This is a genomic window from Ornatilinea apprima (assembly GCF_001306115.1).
Taxonomy (GTDB): Bacteria; Chloroflexota; Anaerolineae; order Anaerolineales; family Anaerolineaceae; genus Ornatilinea; species Ornatilinea apprima.
On record NZ_LGCL01000016.1, the window covers coordinates 194,828 to 208,916 of the forward strand.

Genomic DNA, 14,089 nt, shown 5'->3' on the forward strand with positions numbered 1-14,089 from the left:
TTAAGACTCGGCAGCGGCCTTTTGCACAACCTCGAGACCTTTAGATCTGATTTCATCTTTACTTAAGAAGTTATCAATCACGACCACCGGTTTGTTGACGTTTTTGAATAATTGGGACATATCTCTCGAAGTAAATACCACATCAAATGATTCGCCCACCGCGGTGGTCGAATCTGCGCAAAAAGTCTCAGCTTGAATATTGTTTTCTTTGAGAATTCCATCCAGGGTGATTTTCAATATCATGCTGGACCCCAAACCAAATCCACAAACCGTCATGATTCGAAGCTTTTTCATCTTACTCTCCTAACAAAATGGTTATTGAAACGCTTTTAAAATTTCCTCAATTGAATTGGAGGACTTGAGCAAATTCTGGTTCTCTTCCACTACCAGAAATTCAGCCAGCGATTTCAGCATTTCAATATGGCTGGAATGATCTATGCCGCAAAAGGAAATGACCAGCTGAACGGGGTCGTTCGCTTCGGACCCAAAATCGACCGGTGTTGATAGGGAGACAATGCTCATTCCAACCTGCAAGGCTCCATCCTCCGGACGGGCATGGGCCAACGAAAGGCCGGGAGCCAATACCATATAGGGACCCAAATCTTGAACCGCTCGAACCATCGCATCAACGTAACGAGGTTCGCATTTACCGGTATCTACCAATAAAGCGCCCCCCATTTCAACAGCTTCTTTCCAATCTTTGACGGGCACTTGCAAAAGAATCGCTTGCGGAGAAAGATATTTGGATAACATACTGTTTACTCACTTTGGGATAATAGGTATTTGGCCGTATCGGCGTTTGTGACAAGGACATTAAAGAAGTTGCCTTTCATGGCAGCTTGAATAACTGTTTTCTTCTCTTCACCACCGGCTACTAAAACACTCCAGGGAATTTTCTTTAAATCATCCAGGCTAATGCCGATAATTCGATTATCGAGAAAGGTGGAAACAATCTCTCCATTTTGATTAAAATAATGCCCCAATGCGTCTCCAACCGCCCCAGCAATTTGTAAGCTTTTCAGCTCTTCCAGGGTGATCTTCTTTTCGACATATAGAATTGCAGAATTATCGACAGTACCTATACTTTGGATAACAATGTCCGAATGTCTGGCTCGATCAAGTGCTGCTGATATGGATGGCTCATTGACAAGAGCCTTTTGAATTTCTGCGTTTGAAACAAGATTCGGAGCGTACAGAAATTCTGCCTTCCCACCAGCGATTTCCGCCATTTTTGAGGTGATGTTGTATTTGGCAAAACCACCTGAATGATCCGACGCCCCGCCCACAATTTCGATAAAAGTACAATCGATGGAATTGTCAGTGGAAAACATAATTGGTAGATGCGAGATGGTGCGTCCCAAACCCAAACCAACCCGCATGCCACTCTTTAGAGACCGTTTGAGCCAATCTGCCGCACCTCTGGCTAAAGCAAAATAGATTGAGTCATCTCCTTCGGGATCACCAACTACAACCGCATCACGAAGATTGAATTTCACAATCAGATCTTGTTCCAAATCGAAGTTTTGGTTTTGTGGAGCATTGATTTTGATCTCAACAATACCTAATTCAATAGCTCTGTTTAAGATACGGTGGATGGTTACACGCGAATAACCCAACTTTTCGCCGATCTCGTTTTGTGTGAATCCACTGTCGTAATACAATCTGGCAACTCGAACGCATAAACGGTATTCGGCTTGATCAATTTGATTGAACATGGTTTTGCCTTGAGGATTTATTAGTTTACATATGTACATTTAATGTACATATTTCCATTATACAAGAAATAATTTAGAAGGCAATACCCAATTTAGAGTCGGGCGTCCATTTAGCGCGCAGATCAGAATTGCTTCTTCGTCGCATGGAAAGGTTTGTATACAATCAGGAAGGTCGTAATTGAAAAGAAGAAGCTTTGCAACTGGCAGAAGAATTTCGCAAAGCAGCCACAACTAAATTGGTTTTTAGGCGAAAGGAATACTTTAAATCCTTTTGAATACAGACCACTTTGACAACAAATATTCTGGTGCAAAAATCCTTAAAGTTCGTTATCATCATAGTGCCCTTCGTTTGCCATGATTGTGTTGTAATGACCCATTTCTTCCCTATCGGAGGACCTTTCGATAATCAGTTTGAACTAGCATAAGACCTTACTTGAATTCAAGATGTTAAACTATCGAAAAGACTAACCAGAATGGAGTTGAGATGCCAGAACAAAAAGTACGCCTGGACGGCCGCAGACCGGATGAGCTTCGCCCGCTGTGCTTTACGACCGATTATGTGGATTACCCGCATGGGTCGGTGCTGGTGGAAATGGGCAAAACGCGCGTGCTGTGCAATGTGTGTGTGGAAGAGAAAGTGCCCGATTGGATGGCGGGGCGCGGAGTGGGCTGGTTGACGGCGGAGTACTCCATGCTGCCGCAATCGACCCAGAAGCGCAATCCGCGTGAGACAAACGGGCTAAAAGGCCGCACGCAGGAGATTCGCCGGTTGATTGGGCGCTCGCTGCGCGCGGCGGTGGACTTAAGTCAGATCGGTGAGCGTACCTTGCTGATTGACTGCGACGTGATTCAAGCCGATGGGGGCACGCGCACGGCTTCAATCAATGGCAGTTATGTGGCGTTGGCCATCGCGGTGAACAAATTAACCGCCCAGGGGCTGCTGCCGGCTTCCGCTTTGCTGCCGCCGGTGGCGGCCGTGAGCGTGGGAATGGTCAACGGCTATGCCTGCCTGGACTTGAATTACGGCGAGGACTCGTCCGCTGAAGTGGACCTGAACGTGGTGATGACCGCGGATGGAAAATTTATTGAGGTGCAGGGAACCGCTGAGAAGGAACCTTACGACCGGCGCAGTTTGAATGCGATGCTGGACCTGGCAGAGCAGGGGATTCGCGAAATTTTGATCCTCCAACAGGCAGCGATCTACGCATAACCATCAAAAGCTTCTCGATGAAAACAGCCCGGCCGGGCTGCTTTTTTGTGGACATCGGGAGATAACCTCCACAGTGTTTGCCGCAAACGCTCACAATTCTTTCACAATCTTTTCTTATGATAACGGCAATCAAATATTCAACAGGAGGTTGAAATGTTTTTCCATCGATTTTTTGGGCGTCTCATTAGTCTGATTCTGCTGCTGTTGCTGGTCTTTGCGGGCGGCAACTTGCTTTTCCGCGGCGCATGGGCGCAGGGGTATGCTGCCGGGCAGGGTGAGATGATCGCGCCCGCGCCGGTTGTTATCGATCTGCAGAACTGGATCCCGACGGTATTGATCATTGCCGGGGTGGCGCTGGTGCTCTCGATTACCGGCGCGCTGGCCCGGTATTATTTCTGGAAGAAGATGGGCGGCCCGGAAATGTTCGCGAAATTCCGTCAGGCGAAGTTTTATGGATATGGACCGATGCACCACCACTTCCATCGTTTCCACTACGGTTGCCCCTATGCCTGGGGAGAGGTAAAAGATGAACCTAAACCAGAATCAGAAGCCTGATCGTATTCATCAAGATGATCCCTTATCCAGACAGAAATATCCCTGGATAAGGGAAATTCTCGAAATGCAGGTCAATACCATTCTAATCAGCATTCCTGAAGATCAGCTTTTGGTAGAATACTTAGAGAAGTGTGCTGGTTGGAATGCAGAGTTTATTGACGCAAAAACCGTTATATATTTTGCATACCCGCGTGTGGATGAGCTAACGGATGAATGAAACCATTCTGATTGTGGATGACGAACCGAAAATTGTGGATTTGGCCAGGAGCTACCTGGAGAACGGTGGTTACCGGGTGCAGGCCGCCGGAGACGGCCAAACAGCATTGGTTTTGATGCGCACCATTAAACCCGATCTGGTGGTGCTGGACTTGAATTTGCCGGTGATGGATGGTCTGGATGTATGCCGACGGCTGCGCCGTGAGTCGGATGTGCCGGTCATCATGCTGACTGCCCGAGTGGAAGAAACCGACCGCCTGATTGGCCTGGAATTGGGCGCGGACGACTATATTACCAAGCCCTTTTCGCCGCGTGAGTTGGTGGCGCGGGTGCGGGCCTTGCTGCGGCGGGCAAAAGGAGAAATCCGGCAGTTGAACCAGGTGCGCGTTCATGACCTTGAGATTGATCTGGAAGGACATACGGTAAAAAAAGCGGGGGCCGCATTGCACCTTTCCCCCAATGAATTTAAGCTGCTGGCAGTTCTGGCGCAGCACCCCGGCCAAACGATGACGCGCGAGCAGTTGATGGATCATTTGCACGGGGTGGTGGTTTCAGGCTTTGACCGCAGCATTGACGCGCATATTAAGAACTTGCGCAAGAAGATCGAACCCAATCCTCTCGAGCCAGTGTACATTCTAACAGTGTACGGCATTGGGTATAAGTTTAATGATGAATTTGCGATGTGAGAGCGCCTGATGTGGAACAAGTGGGATCGTAGAGAATTCCGCCGGTACGCGCGCAAAACCTGGAAGTCCGATTGGCAACGTAACCGCCGCGGACATTTCTTTGTGCGCATGCTGTTTTCCTTTGGCTTTCTGGTGTTCTTGGGGATCTTTGGCTTTTCCATCCTTACCTTTTTGGTATCGGCGTTTTTAGAGCGGGGAACCGCACTGGACGCTCTGACCTGGTTGGGCGGATTGCTGCTGCTGATGGGGGTGATTACTGTTCTGGGTTTCGTGGGGAAGCGCGCCTACCGCAGCCTGGCCTCTCCGCTTTCGGACTTGGTGGAGGCTTCGCGCGAGGTAGCCAGCGGAAATTTCTCCGCGCGCGTGGAAACGCCCGCGGCAGGGGAGTTAAAAAACCTGGTCAGCGCGTTCAACAAGATGGCCGAGCAGTTGGAGGTGGCTGACCAGCAGCGCAAAAATCTGAGCGCCGATATTGCTCATGAGCTGCGCAACCCGATTCACATTCTGCAGGGCAACCTGGAGGGGATGCTGGACGGGGTGATTGAGATTGACCGGGAACACATGGAGGGTTTGCTGGATGAAACCCGGCTTTTGAACCGCCTGGTGGAAGACCTGCGAACACTGACGCTGGCAGAGAGCGGCCGGCTGCCGCTGGTGTTGGAGCCGGTTGACCTGTTTGAACTGCTGGCCGATATTGTGATCAACTTCTCCGGCCAGGCAGAGCAGGCAGGGGTGAATCTGTCTTTATGGGTGAAGACCGAGGAGCAAAATGAGTTTACGCGCCTGAGACCGGATGACACAGCGCCTGGCTCTCTGATATTGCGCATAGACATAGATCGCTTTCAACAAGCCATTCACAACCTGATTGCCAACGCGCTGCGTTATACCGCGCCGGGCGGGCAGATTATTTTGCGCGCCTATTCCGGCGCTTCGAAGCGCGTGTATATTGAGGTAGAGGACGACGGCGCGGGGATAGACGCGGCTGATCTTCCCTTTATCTTTGACCGTTTCTGGAAAGGCGACGCGGCACGCACGCAGTCGAAAGGGGTGGGCAGCGGACTGGGTCTGGCGATTACCCGGCAATTGATCGAAGCACATGGAGGGAAGATCACGGTCAACAGCCAGGTAGGCTCGGGCACTCGCTTTCAAATCGAGATGCCGGCTGCAGGATAGGTTTGATCGTATCCGCTAAATCGGCCCAGGCGCGACCACAACGGCTAGTACAATCCCCAGAACAGAACCATGCCAGCCAGCAGTCCCAGAAAAGCCAAAAGAGCCATCTTCCAACCAATTTTCAAAAAGTCGCTGAACTTGTAGCCGCCCGGGCTCATCATGATGAGATTGACAGGGTGGGCCATTGGCGTGAGAAATGAGTTGGAGCATCCAATGGCAACCGCCAGGGCGATGGCTTGGGGGTTGATTCCGTACTGGATTGCGGCGCTGATGGCAACCGGGCCGGTCATCAGCATCTCAAATTGGCCGCCCATGATCTGCGAAAGTGCCGAAGCAATTAGAAAGGACCCGCCAGCCAAACCAAGCGGGCCAAAATGGTCCGCGAGACGCGCCATGACCGCCCCCGCGCTGTCCGCGAGACCGCTTTCCACCAGCGCGATTGTGAAGCTGTACATCCCGCCAACGGCAATGATCACCTGCCACTCGATGGCTTTATAGGCTTCCTGCATCGAGATTATTCGAGTAGCGATGGCGAGGAGCGCGGCAATCAGGACGGCAATATAAACGGGTACACCCAGTAAAGCGACCACAACAGCGCCAAGCAGCAGACCGAGAGCAATGACGGTTTCTCGCAATTTTGGCGGATGGTCAGACGCGCTTGGCTCGAGAAGAATAAAATCCTGGTCAGTTGAGACAATCTCTTTGCGGGCAAGTTCTCCGACCACCAGGAGCGAATCGCCTGACGCCAGACGGAAATTGCCCACATCGGTCCGGTAAGAACTGTTTCCTCTTTGAAGAGCGATCACCGACCAGCCATAATGGTTGCGGAAATCAACTTCTTTCAGGGTTTTACCAATCACGCTGGAACGCGGGAGGACGAGCATTTCAAAAATATCCAGCCCTCGTTTGCTCAAGCTGGTTTGTTCATCTACGGCTTCAACGCTCAGACCGGGTTCATTCGCCTCTAATTCCCGGACGCGCTCCTCGCGGCCAATGATCAGCCATTGATTGCCGGCTTTGATGGTGTATTCAGGGCCGGGTGAAAGGAGCATGCCGTTCCCGTTCTGCAGCGCCGCCAGGGTAATGCCGTAGTTCTGCCCCAGGCCAATTTCGCTCAGTTTCTTGCCGCAGAGGATTGAATCTTTTTTGACGGTAACCTTCCAGGTGCGTTCTGAGAGCCCATAAGCCTGTTCGAGCTCGCTGCCGGTAGGCCTGGAATCTTGATAGGCGGAGGCTTGTTTGCGTTCGGGCAGAAAGCGGGGGCCAAAGAAGGTGAGGAAAAGGATGCCAATGACCGCAATGAGTCCGCCGGTCGGCACAAAGGCCAGCACCGAAAGGGGCTCTTGTGGCGGGGAAGCACTCTGCAGGAGGGAACTGGCGAGAATGTTGGCTGTGGCGAAGTAGGTGGCCATGCCACCCAGCAGACTGCCATACGATACGGGTATGAGGAGTTTTCCGGGATTAATCCCGGTTCGCCGGCAAACATCCAGCACGCTGGGAATGAGCAGCGCGCCCGCGGCTACATCATTCATGAAAAGCGATAAGAACGCGGCTGTGCTGGCAAACAAGAAGGTCAGTCGCCGAAGTGAGTTGCCGCCAACTTTGAGAATTTGTTTGCTGATCCAGCGCGCGAAGCCGCTTTTTTCCAGCGCGGTGGTGAGAATAAAGACGCTGATCAAAATAATCACAGCATCTTGGCTGAACCCCGCCAGCGACTGTACCGCCAACTCAGGCTGACCGGCAGGGCCAAAAACGCTGAACCCAACGAATTGGAGAATGGCCAGTAACCCTGTTATCGTTAAGGCTGCGGTATCCATGCGGAGCCGCCCGATGATGACCCCAATCAGGGGTACTGCCACGACTATTAAAATGAGAATTTGAGATGTAGTCATGAGGTTTTATCGATTTCCTTTGTGCAGTGATTAACCATTGCAAAAGGTGAGTGGCACACACCCTTTCTAGACCCTGTTCTGAGGGTTTCTTACGAAGAAAAATGATTATTTTAGCAGTCAGCCCGCATCGATCCTGCTGTGATTACCCGATCTTTCTCGGCGGGAGGATAAAAGGGCCAGACCACCTGGTCTGACCCTAGTTTAGATTGCTTCTGCTTGGATTGCAAGTCAGGCATCTAAGGCTGCACGATTTTTTTTGCATCCTCAAGAGAATCGCCATTATGGCATCATGTAGAGCTGTTGCGCCAATAGGCAGCGAGCTGCCCATCCTGGATGGACACTTTTTTCCCGGCTGCCTAGTTTTCAAGGTGTGAGTGTGCAGTGCTCTGTTTGGCGTGCCTTTCGCAGCCGGCTAATTCCTCAGGCTGTGAATGGGGGCGGGGATTTTGCCGCCAAACTTCACAAAGCGCGCGGACTTGCCCGCGTTACGCACGGGAGCGATGGCGCTCTCACCGAACAGGCCGCCAAACGAAACAAATTCACCAGCTTCTTTGCCGGGCACAGGGATCAGACGCACGGCGGTGGTTTTGCCGTTAATCATGCCGATGGCCATTTCGTCCGCGATGATGGCTGAGATGGTGGCCGCATCGACCGAACCGGGGATGGCGATCATATCCAGGCCAACTGAGCAGACACTGGTCATGGCTTCCAGCTTCTCCAGCACGAGGCTTTCATCGCGCACGGCATTGGCCAGGGCCTGGTCTTCGCACACCGGGATGAAGGCACCGCTCAGCCCGCCTACACTCTGGCTGGCAAAGGTGCCGCCTTTTTTGACCGCGTCGTTGAGCAGGGCGATGATGGCCGTGGAGCCCGGCGCTCCGATGGCATCTACCCCCAGAATTTGCATGATCTCACCCACGCTGTCGCCTACATTGGGGGTGGGAGCCAGCGAGAGATCCACCACGCCAAAGGGCACGTTCAGCGCTTGGGCTACCTGGCGGCCAATCAACTCGCCGCTGCGGGTAACGCGGAAAGCGGTGCGTTTGATTTCTTCGGCCAGGTCGTGAAGCCCCAGGTTTTCGCTGCCCACCTGAGCAATTTTTCGCTCCAAAGCGCGAGCGATCACCCCCGGTCCGCTGACACCGACATTAATAACAACCTCATGCTGACCAAGACCGTGAATGGCCCCGGCCATGAAGGGATTGTCGCCGGGTTGGTTGGTGAATACCACAAACTTGGCCGCCGCGAATCCACCGCTATCGGCGCTGCGCTCGGCTAATTCTTTCACGGTTTGTCCCAGTAATACAATCGCATCCATATTGATGCCGTAGCGGGTGGCGCCTACGTTGACGGACGCGCAGACTTTTTTGGTGCAGGTGAGCGCCTGCGGAATGGCGTCGATCAGGGCGCGGTCGCCAATCGTAACCCCATTGGCCACGTCCGCGGAGAAACCACCCAAAAAGTCAACCCCCACGGCGCTGGCGGCTTCGTCCAATGCTCTGGCGATTTCTACGAACCCTTCCGCGTCAAAGCCGGCGCCCACATGCGCGATGGGGGTAACCGCAATGCGTTTATTGACGACGGGGATGGCGTACTCGGCGCTGATGGCGTCGCAGGTGGAGACCAGGCTGCCAGCGCAGCGCTTGATCTTCTCCTTGATGGCTTCGCAGGTGCGGTGAACGTCTACGCGGTGGCAGTCGAGCAGGCTGATGCCCATGGTCACCGCGCGCACATCCAGATTTTCTTTCTGGATCATATCAATGGTATGGATGATTTCTTCGGGGCGGATCATGGGCTTAGCCTCCTATATGGGAATCGAATTGGATCAGGCTTATGTTACCGCCTACGCGGGCGGGCAGGTTGATCTCATTCACGGCGCGGAAGATATCGCGGTGCTGCAGCACCATTTGCAGGCCTGTCTCTTGGGTGAATTGCTTCAAATCCTGGCGCACCTGGGTGATAGACGCGGCCTGGCTGAGATCGATGATCAGGATCATCAGGTATTCCTGGTCTGAAGCGGTGGTGGAAAGGTCGAGAATGTTGATATTGTGTTGCTGGCAAAAATTCGAAACGGTGGCAACAAAACCAATCCGGTCAGGTCCGCGGGCGGTGAGAACATAGGAATTCTCCGGAAAGTCGGCGGTGGGGCGCAGGTCGGTGGCGTCCAACCTTTTTACAGCGGCAACAATGGGTGTCTCGCTGCGCGCGTCTACCTCGGCTAATTTGCGTTCGATGGTGCGCTGGGTTACTTCGGGGGGAAAGCTGGCCAGTAGAATCATGGTGAAATAGCCACACATCAGGGTCTGGCGCACATCGGCCAGGTTACCATTCAATTGGCTGACGGCGTTGGATATTTCATAGACGATGCCGACCCGGTCGCGGGACATAATGGAAATGATAAATTGTTCTTGCGTGTCGCTCATGGAAACCTCAAGCCTGGGAATGATGGCGAAAAATGCCTTTTGGGGTGAATTAATGGGTAAGGATAACATAGAATCGAGCTGGCCGGATCATCCATCCTGATGAAAACGATGACTTTGTTCGGTCTTGAAGGCCAACCAACAGAGTGATGCTCCTGGTTGTAAAAAAAGTATCCCCGGGCAACCGGGGATGTGAAGGTGTTTTGGGTAAGTGTTTTAGCGGATGTTCTTGAGCATGACAGCGGCCAGGCCAATGCCACACAAGCAGATCAGCGCGAAGATGGCAGCCATCACCGGGTCAAAGGGCACGCCGGCAAGGGCTTGCCCAACGATCATGGCGATGATTGCGGCGCCCATCAGTGACCCTTTGAGCATCACGACAAAAGAAAGGGCGTATCCCCATGCCTGTTTTTTCCACAGCAAATAGGCGCTCAGCAGACTGACCGGGACGATGATGCCCAGGTCCAGCGCCTGGATGACCAGGGTGGTGTAGGTTTCCAGGCCAGAAGGCGCACCTCCGTTGGTGAGGGAGGGGACGATCAGACCCAGCCAGGCCATCAATAAGAACAGGCTCAGAATGACCAGGAAGGTGATGACCCAACGGCGGGGAAACCTGCGGGTTACCCGCTCGGCAATCTGGTCAGGTTTCAGCCCCATCATAGCGAGGATGAAGGTAAACAGGCTCATCGAGAAAAGTGCCACATAAATAAGAAAGAAAGAATTATAAGCCGCGAGAAAGACCAATGAGGTGTAAGTGTATAGGAAGTATCCCAACGCGCCGGTCAGGATCAGCCGGCCGCGCAGCGTCCCTTTCTTGTTAAGGATTACGCCGGTTATCAGCAGGGGAATGCCCAAGAAGAGGGTGATGATGTCCTGCGATTTGGCTTGAGCCGCATAATTGATCGTGTCGTGCTGGTAAACGCCGCGCCCTTGTAAAGTATAGGTTTCGCCGAAAACCGAGGTGAACTCGATGGGTTCTCCGCTGCCCTGCCAGAATACGCCTAAAGCAGCGGCAACCAGTGCCAGTGCGGCAATCATGAGGGGTAAGATAAACAGTGCTTTTGAGTTTTTCATTACTGAATCTCCAAATCGAGTGGTTAATCCTGGTTAATCCAGGTGGAATAGATCACAAAGCATTGCAAAAACTTGCGCGCTAATTTCTGTAAACTCATCCGGGCAGTTGCGCAGCATGGTGATCTGCGCCATCGAGGCCCCATGCGCTACAAACCACATCAGAAAGGCAAGATGAATGGGCCCGGAACCGGCTGGTAGGGTAATTTTTCCACCCGTCACCATGGCTTCGGCAAACTGCAGCAGTCCTGCGAACTGTGGATCTTGCGTGAGTGATTCAAAATTCGCCGGCACATCATCGGATGGGTTCATGATGAGCTGATAATGCGCAGGATACTGGCGCGCGAATTCCAAATAGCTGGCACCCAGACTAATGAACAACTCGCGAGTGGTCTGGTTTGAGCGAATATGCTTGCTTTGAACCTCTGCGTTAAGCTGGCGACCCTCTTCGCGCAGGGCGGAAAGGATTTCTTCTTTACTGGCGAAGTAGCGGTATAAAGCGGAAGGAGAATAATCTGCCCGGTCGGCAACAGCGCGAATGGAAAGACCTTCAACGCCATGTTCAAACAGAATGGCACGGGCTGCGTCCAGAATTTCCTGCCGGGTGCGGGATTGCCGTCTTTGCCTGGGTTTTCGTTCCATTTAATGAACTCCGTAAGATAAGTAAACAATGTTCACATAATATACTACGTTCTTTTTGACTTGACAAGGGTGAACCTTCATTTGCTTCTGCAAAACACAACACGCTGGAGATCAGGTTCGTTCTCACCGCTGGATGAAATTCGTTATAATCAAAGGAGAGAGTCTGATAAACATACCAAGGAATATTGGAATGAAAAGCCTGAAAATTTCTTTGTTGGTCACCATTATTGTTAGTCTGAGCGTGCTCCTGGCGGCTTGCGACATTCGCCTGACCGCCACCCCTGATACGGTGTCCGCGTCCGAAAATGGCGGTAACGGCGGCAATGCCGACGCGGGGGAGATCGCCTTTTTGGAGGAGCAGCTCAGCAACCCGGAGCTGGATGAGCAAACCCGCGCAAGCCTGCAAGAAAAACTGGACATGGCCATTCGTATCGCTACACTGCAAGCGGCCACACCCGTGCCGGGAGCTCAGGTGCAGGCGTTGGATGCAGTCGGGGGAGAGGGAGAAGAGATTCCCTTTAACAGCGGCATTTTCCCCGGCGACGAGGGTTTGTTCAAACCATCTCAGGCGCTGATTGAAAATTATTGGCAGGAAAAAGTGGGAGAAGAGTATGTTCAGGTTTTCGCCGGCGCCAGCGGGGAAAATCCGCAACAAGGGCTGGTGATTGTGGTGGTTACCCAGGCCGACCTGGTGAACTCCACGACCGATTTTTACCCTGCCGCTGAAGCGAGCGGATCTCTGCATATCACGGAAGCAACACCGGAGCTGGTGCGCATGGAAAACCAAGACGGACAGGCTTTCTGCTTCAAGCTGGCTGAGGGAAGCTTCGGCTGTCCATAAATCTGGTTGCGCGGACCTCTGTTCCGCAGCGTATAAAGAAAATCGAGCGGTAAAGCATTCTAGCCAGCCGCTCGGTTTTATTTTTAACTACAGGTTAGCACTTTACGATTCCATTCATGCGTCCTGCAAGGTTGGTTTTGCCTGTCTACGCGCTGCGACGGGTAGACAGCCACTTGTGCGTCTCCAACACGATCAGGATGATGGCGCCCAGCGCGGTGAACGTTAGCCAATATTGAATAGACAGCGGTTCTGTGTGCAGCAAAGATTGCATAAAGGGCAACTCGGTGGCCGCAATGTGGATCGACTTATGGGTCTTTCCTTTTTTTGTGCTGTTGTTGGGCGTTCAGCCATGCGCGGAGTATAATGATTGAATCATCACAATCGTTGATTGGGCTTGATGACCACAGAACGTTTGGCTTTCAAGAGAGATTTCCATGAAAATGCTTATTCCCCTTTTCTCTCCCGCAACCGGCACCTGGGGTGGATTGACTCGCGTTATGGCGATAGCAGAGGCGGCAAAAGCTGGCGGGCATGAAGTTGCCTTTTGCGCTTCAGGTTATTTGGAACAAACTCTCCGCGGGCGCGGGTTTGCCGTTTTCTCAACGCCCATCCCCACGCTTTTGGGGCTACCGGCACCAATCTCACGGCGCATAGAGAAGCGTTCACAGTCAGTCACTTTGCCGGTGCCCCCGGGCAGGTCAATTGGCAGCATCTGGTTGGTACTGATGATTTCTGGTATGGCGCATGGAAAATTTTTGCTTCGTGTCGTTGAGGCTGAACAAAAGGCGGCAGACCAATTTAAGCCGGATTTTCTTTTCACTGATCTTGACCCTGGCGCTTATCTATTGGCCAAACTGACCGGTTTGCCGATCGCTTCTGCTTACCAATCTCCGATGAAGCACGGGATCAATACTCTTGCATGGAAGCGCATGAATGTCGCTGTTAACCAGGTGCTCACGGCCAAGGGGTTTTCGGAGCAAAGAGTTGAGGAATTATTTTTTGGCAAACACTGCTTAAAAATTATCCCATCCATACCGGAATTGGAAGATGAAGACGTGAACCGGCCGGACGTGCGCTTTGTGGGGCAATTATTAGCAGCCATTCATCCCAAAGAAGCAAGAGAGTTTATTCCGGAGGCGGGCAAACGCTATATTTTTGTTTACATGGGAACCGGATCAGTATCTGTAGATCGGGTCCGTGATGCGCTATCACGCTGTTTGCCCGAAGATGGACCGCTGCGAGCTATCGTAGGCGCGCAAAGTGTGACGGAAGTTGAGCGACTCGGCGCTGTGGAGCTGAGGCCTTATGTTTCAGCGCAAGCATTATTGCCTTTCTGTGATTGGACTCTCTGTCACGGCGGACAAAATACAATCATTGAATCCCTGATTCATGGCGTGCCCCTCATTGTATTTCCAGGCCCAATCTTTGAGAGACGCTATAATGCTCAACAAATCCATCGTCTGGGTGCGGGGGTGATGGGTGAAGTCAATCAATTCACACCCAGCTGGATCCAGGATCTGTTTCCGCAGAGAGACCGAATGGCAATCAAAGCGCTGGAGTTGGGAGAGAAAATAAAATCCTATGGGGGCGCAAAGGTGGCTATTGAAGCGATGGAGATATGGGGAAAAACAATGCCATCTACATAATCCCCAAGATTTGCGATTCAAA

At 52.2% G+C, this 14,089-nt stretch carries 16 protein-coding genes; 7 read left to right on the forward strand and 9 right to left on the reverse strand.

What is annotated here, in order from left to right; genetic code table 11:
- The 3 genes from ADN00_RS05970 to ADN00_RS05980 are packed head-to-tail and all read right to left on the reverse strand — an operon-like array spanning position 1 to position 1,715.
- On the reverse strand, positions 1–294 hold the full coding sequence (locus tag ADN00_RS05970; RefSeq protein ID WP_075062047.1) for a PTS sugar transporter subunit IIB: 294 nt from the start codon (positions 292–294) through the stop codon (positions 1–3).
- A gap of 21 nt (positions 295–315) precedes the next feature.
- Entirely contained in the window at positions 316–753 is a 438-nt protein-coding gene (locus tag ADN00_RS05975; protein WP_075062048.1) for a PTS sugar transporter subunit IIA, read from the reverse strand.
- 5 nt (positions 754–758) lie between these two features.
- A complete protein-coding gene (locus tag ADN00_RS05980; protein WP_160317474.1) occupies positions 759–1,715 on the reverse strand; it encodes a sugar-binding transcriptional regulator in 957 nt (318 codons plus the stop codon).
- A 484-nt stretch (positions 1,716–2,199) separates the two neighbouring features.
- Here ADN00_RS05980 and rph point away from each other — a divergent pair, with 484 nt between their 5' ends.
- From rph to ADN00_RS06005, 5 genes are all read left to right on the forward strand, one after another.
- On the forward strand, positions 2,200–2,925 hold the full coding sequence (rph, locus tag ADN00_RS05985; protein WP_075062050.1) for a ribonuclease PH: 726 nt from the start codon (positions 2,200–2,202) through the stop codon (positions 2,923–2,925).
- A 153-nt stretch (positions 2,926–3,078) separates the two neighbouring features.
- Complete coding sequence (locus ADN00_RS05990) at positions 3,079–3,480, forward strand: hypothetical protein (RefSeq protein WP_075062051.1); 402 nt, start codon at positions 3,079–3,081, stop codon at positions 3,478–3,480.
- On the forward strand, positions 3,452–3,697 hold the full coding sequence (locus ADN00_RS05995; protein WP_075062052.1) for a hypothetical protein: 246 nt from the start codon (positions 3,452–3,454) through the stop codon (positions 3,695–3,697). Before ADN00_RS05990 ends, ADN00_RS05995 begins: the two co-directional genes overlap by 29 nt.
- Entirely contained in the window at positions 3,690–4,382 is a 693-nt protein-coding gene (locus ADN00_RS06000) for a response regulator transcription factor (RefSeq protein ID WP_075062053.1), read from the forward strand. Before ADN00_RS05995 ends, ADN00_RS06000 begins: the two co-directional genes overlap by 8 nt.
- A 9-nt stretch (positions 4,383–4,391) precedes the next feature.
- Positions 4,392–5,555 (forward strand): sensor histidine kinase, encoded by a 1,164-nt coding sequence (locus ADN00_RS06005; protein ID WP_075062054.1) that lies wholly within the window; start codon positions 4,392–4,394, stop codon positions 5,553–5,555.
- A 44-nt stretch (positions 5,556–5,599) separates the two neighbouring features.
- Here ADN00_RS06005 and ADN00_RS06010 read toward each other — a convergent pair whose 3' ends face one another.
- The 5 genes from ADN00_RS06010 to ADN00_RS06030 form a co-directional block, all read right to left on the reverse strand.
- A complete protein-coding gene (locus tag ADN00_RS06010) occupies positions 5,600–7,447 on the reverse strand; it encodes an SLC13 family permease (RefSeq protein WP_075062055.1) in 1,848 nt (615 codons plus the stop codon).
- A gap of 412 nt (positions 7,448–7,859) precedes the next feature.
- Entirely contained in the window at positions 7,860–9,239 is a 1,380-nt protein-coding gene (locus ADN00_RS06015; RefSeq protein WP_075062056.1) for a PFL family protein, read from the reverse strand.
- Between the two features lie 4 nt (positions 9,240–9,243).
- Positions 9,244–9,870: a glycine cleavage system protein R gene (locus tag ADN00_RS06020; protein ID WP_075062057.1), complete on the reverse strand. Its 627-nt coding sequence runs from the start codon at positions 9,868–9,870 to the stop codon at positions 9,244–9,246.
- A 213-nt stretch (positions 9,871–10,083) separates the two neighbouring features.
- Positions 10,084–10,941 carry a hypothetical protein gene (locus tag ADN00_RS06025; protein ID WP_075062058.1) on the reverse strand — a complete coding sequence of 286 codons (858 nt, stop codon included), beginning with the start codon at positions 10,939–10,941 and terminating at the stop codon, positions 10,084–10,086.
- A 33-nt stretch (positions 10,942–10,974) separates the two neighbouring features.
- Entirely contained in the window at positions 10,975–11,580 is a 606-nt protein-coding gene (locus ADN00_RS06030; RefSeq protein WP_075062059.1) for a TetR/AcrR family transcriptional regulator, read from the reverse strand.
- A 190-nt stretch (positions 11,581–11,770) separates the two neighbouring features.
- Between ADN00_RS06030 and ADN00_RS06035 the strand changes: the two genes are divergently transcribed.
- Positions 11,771–12,421 carry a hypothetical protein gene (locus tag ADN00_RS06035; protein ID WP_075062060.1) on the forward strand — a complete coding sequence of 217 codons (651 nt, stop codon included), beginning with the start codon at positions 11,771–11,773 and terminating at the stop codon, positions 12,419–12,421.
- A 145-nt stretch (positions 12,422–12,566) separates the two neighbouring features.
- Here ADN00_RS06035 and ADN00_RS20530 read toward each other — a convergent pair whose 3' ends face one another.
- Positions 12,567–12,722, reverse strand: a complete 156-nt coding sequence (locus ADN00_RS20530) for a cation transporting ATPase C-terminal domain-containing protein (protein WP_407944715.1) — start codon at positions 12,720–12,722, stop codon at positions 12,567–12,569.
- 133 nt (positions 12,723–12,855) lie between these two features.
- Here ADN00_RS20530 and ADN00_RS06045 point away from each other — a divergent pair, with 133 nt between their 5' ends.
- A complete protein-coding gene (locus ADN00_RS06045; RefSeq protein WP_075062061.1) occupies positions 12,856–14,067 on the forward strand; it encodes a glycosyltransferase in 1,212 nt (403 codons plus the stop codon).
- Positions 14,068–14,089: the final 22 nt, after the last annotated feature.

What these genes read in the sequence shown, in the direction of transcription:
- ADN00_RS05970 (WP_075062047.1), bottom strand. Translation starts at nt 294, where the DNA reads ATGAAAAAGCTTCGAATCATGACGGTTTGTGGATTTGGTTTGGGGTCC.
- ADN00_RS06020 (WP_075062057.1), bottom strand. Translation starts at nt 9,870, where the DNA reads ATGAGCGACACGCAAGAACAATTTATCATTTCCATTATGTCCCGCGAC.
- ADN00_RS06030 (WP_075062059.1), bottom strand. Translation starts at nt 11,580, where the DNA reads ATGGAACGAAAACCCAGGCAAAGACGGCAATCCCGCACCCGGCAGGAA.
- ADN00_RS05975 (WP_075062048.1), bottom strand. Translation starts at nt 753, where the DNA reads ATGTTATCCAAATATCTTTCTCCGCAAGCGATTCTTTTGCAAGTGCCC.
- ADN00_RS06025 (WP_075062058.1), bottom strand. Translation starts at nt 10,941, where the DNA reads ATGAAAAACTCAAAAGCACTGTTTATCTTACCCCTCATGATTGCCGCA.
- ADN00_RS06035 (WP_075062060.1), top strand. Translation starts at nt 11,771, where the DNA reads ATGAAAAGCCTGAAAATTTCTTTGTTGGTCACCATTATTGTTAGTCTG.
- ADN00_RS06010 (WP_075062055.1), bottom strand. Translation starts at nt 7,447, where the DNA reads ATGACTACATCTCAAATTCTCATTTTAATAGTCGTGGCAGTACCCCTG.
- ADN00_RS05995 (WP_075062052.1), top strand. Translation starts at nt 3,452, where the DNA reads ATGAACCTAAACCAGAATCAGAAGCCTGATCGTATTCATCAAGATGAT.
- ADN00_RS06005 (WP_075062054.1), top strand. Translation starts at nt 4,392, where the DNA reads ATGTGGAACAAGTGGGATCGTAGAGAATTCCGCCGGTACGCGCGCAAA.
- rph (WP_075062050.1), top strand. Translation starts at nt 2,200, where the DNA reads ATGCCAGAACAAAAAGTACGCCTGGACGGCCGCAGACCGGATGAGCTT.
- ADN00_RS05980 (WP_160317474.1), bottom strand. Translation starts at nt 1,715, where the DNA reads ATGTTCAATCAAATTGATCAAGCCGAATACCGTTTATGCGTTCGAGTT.
- ADN00_RS06000 (WP_075062053.1), top strand. Translation starts at nt 3,690, where the DNA reads ATGAATGAAACCATTCTGATTGTGGATGACGAACCGAAAATTGTGGAT.
- ADN00_RS05990 (WP_075062051.1), top strand. Translation starts at nt 3,079, where the DNA reads ATGTTTTTCCATCGATTTTTTGGGCGTCTCATTAGTCTGATTCTGCTG.
- ADN00_RS06045 (WP_075062061.1), top strand. Translation starts at nt 12,856, where the DNA reads ATGAAAATGCTTATTCCCCTTTTCTCTCCCGCAACCGGCACCTGGGGT.
- ADN00_RS06015 (WP_075062056.1), bottom strand. Translation starts at nt 9,239, where the DNA reads ATGATCCGCCCCGAAGAAATCATCCATACCATTGATATGATCCAGAAA.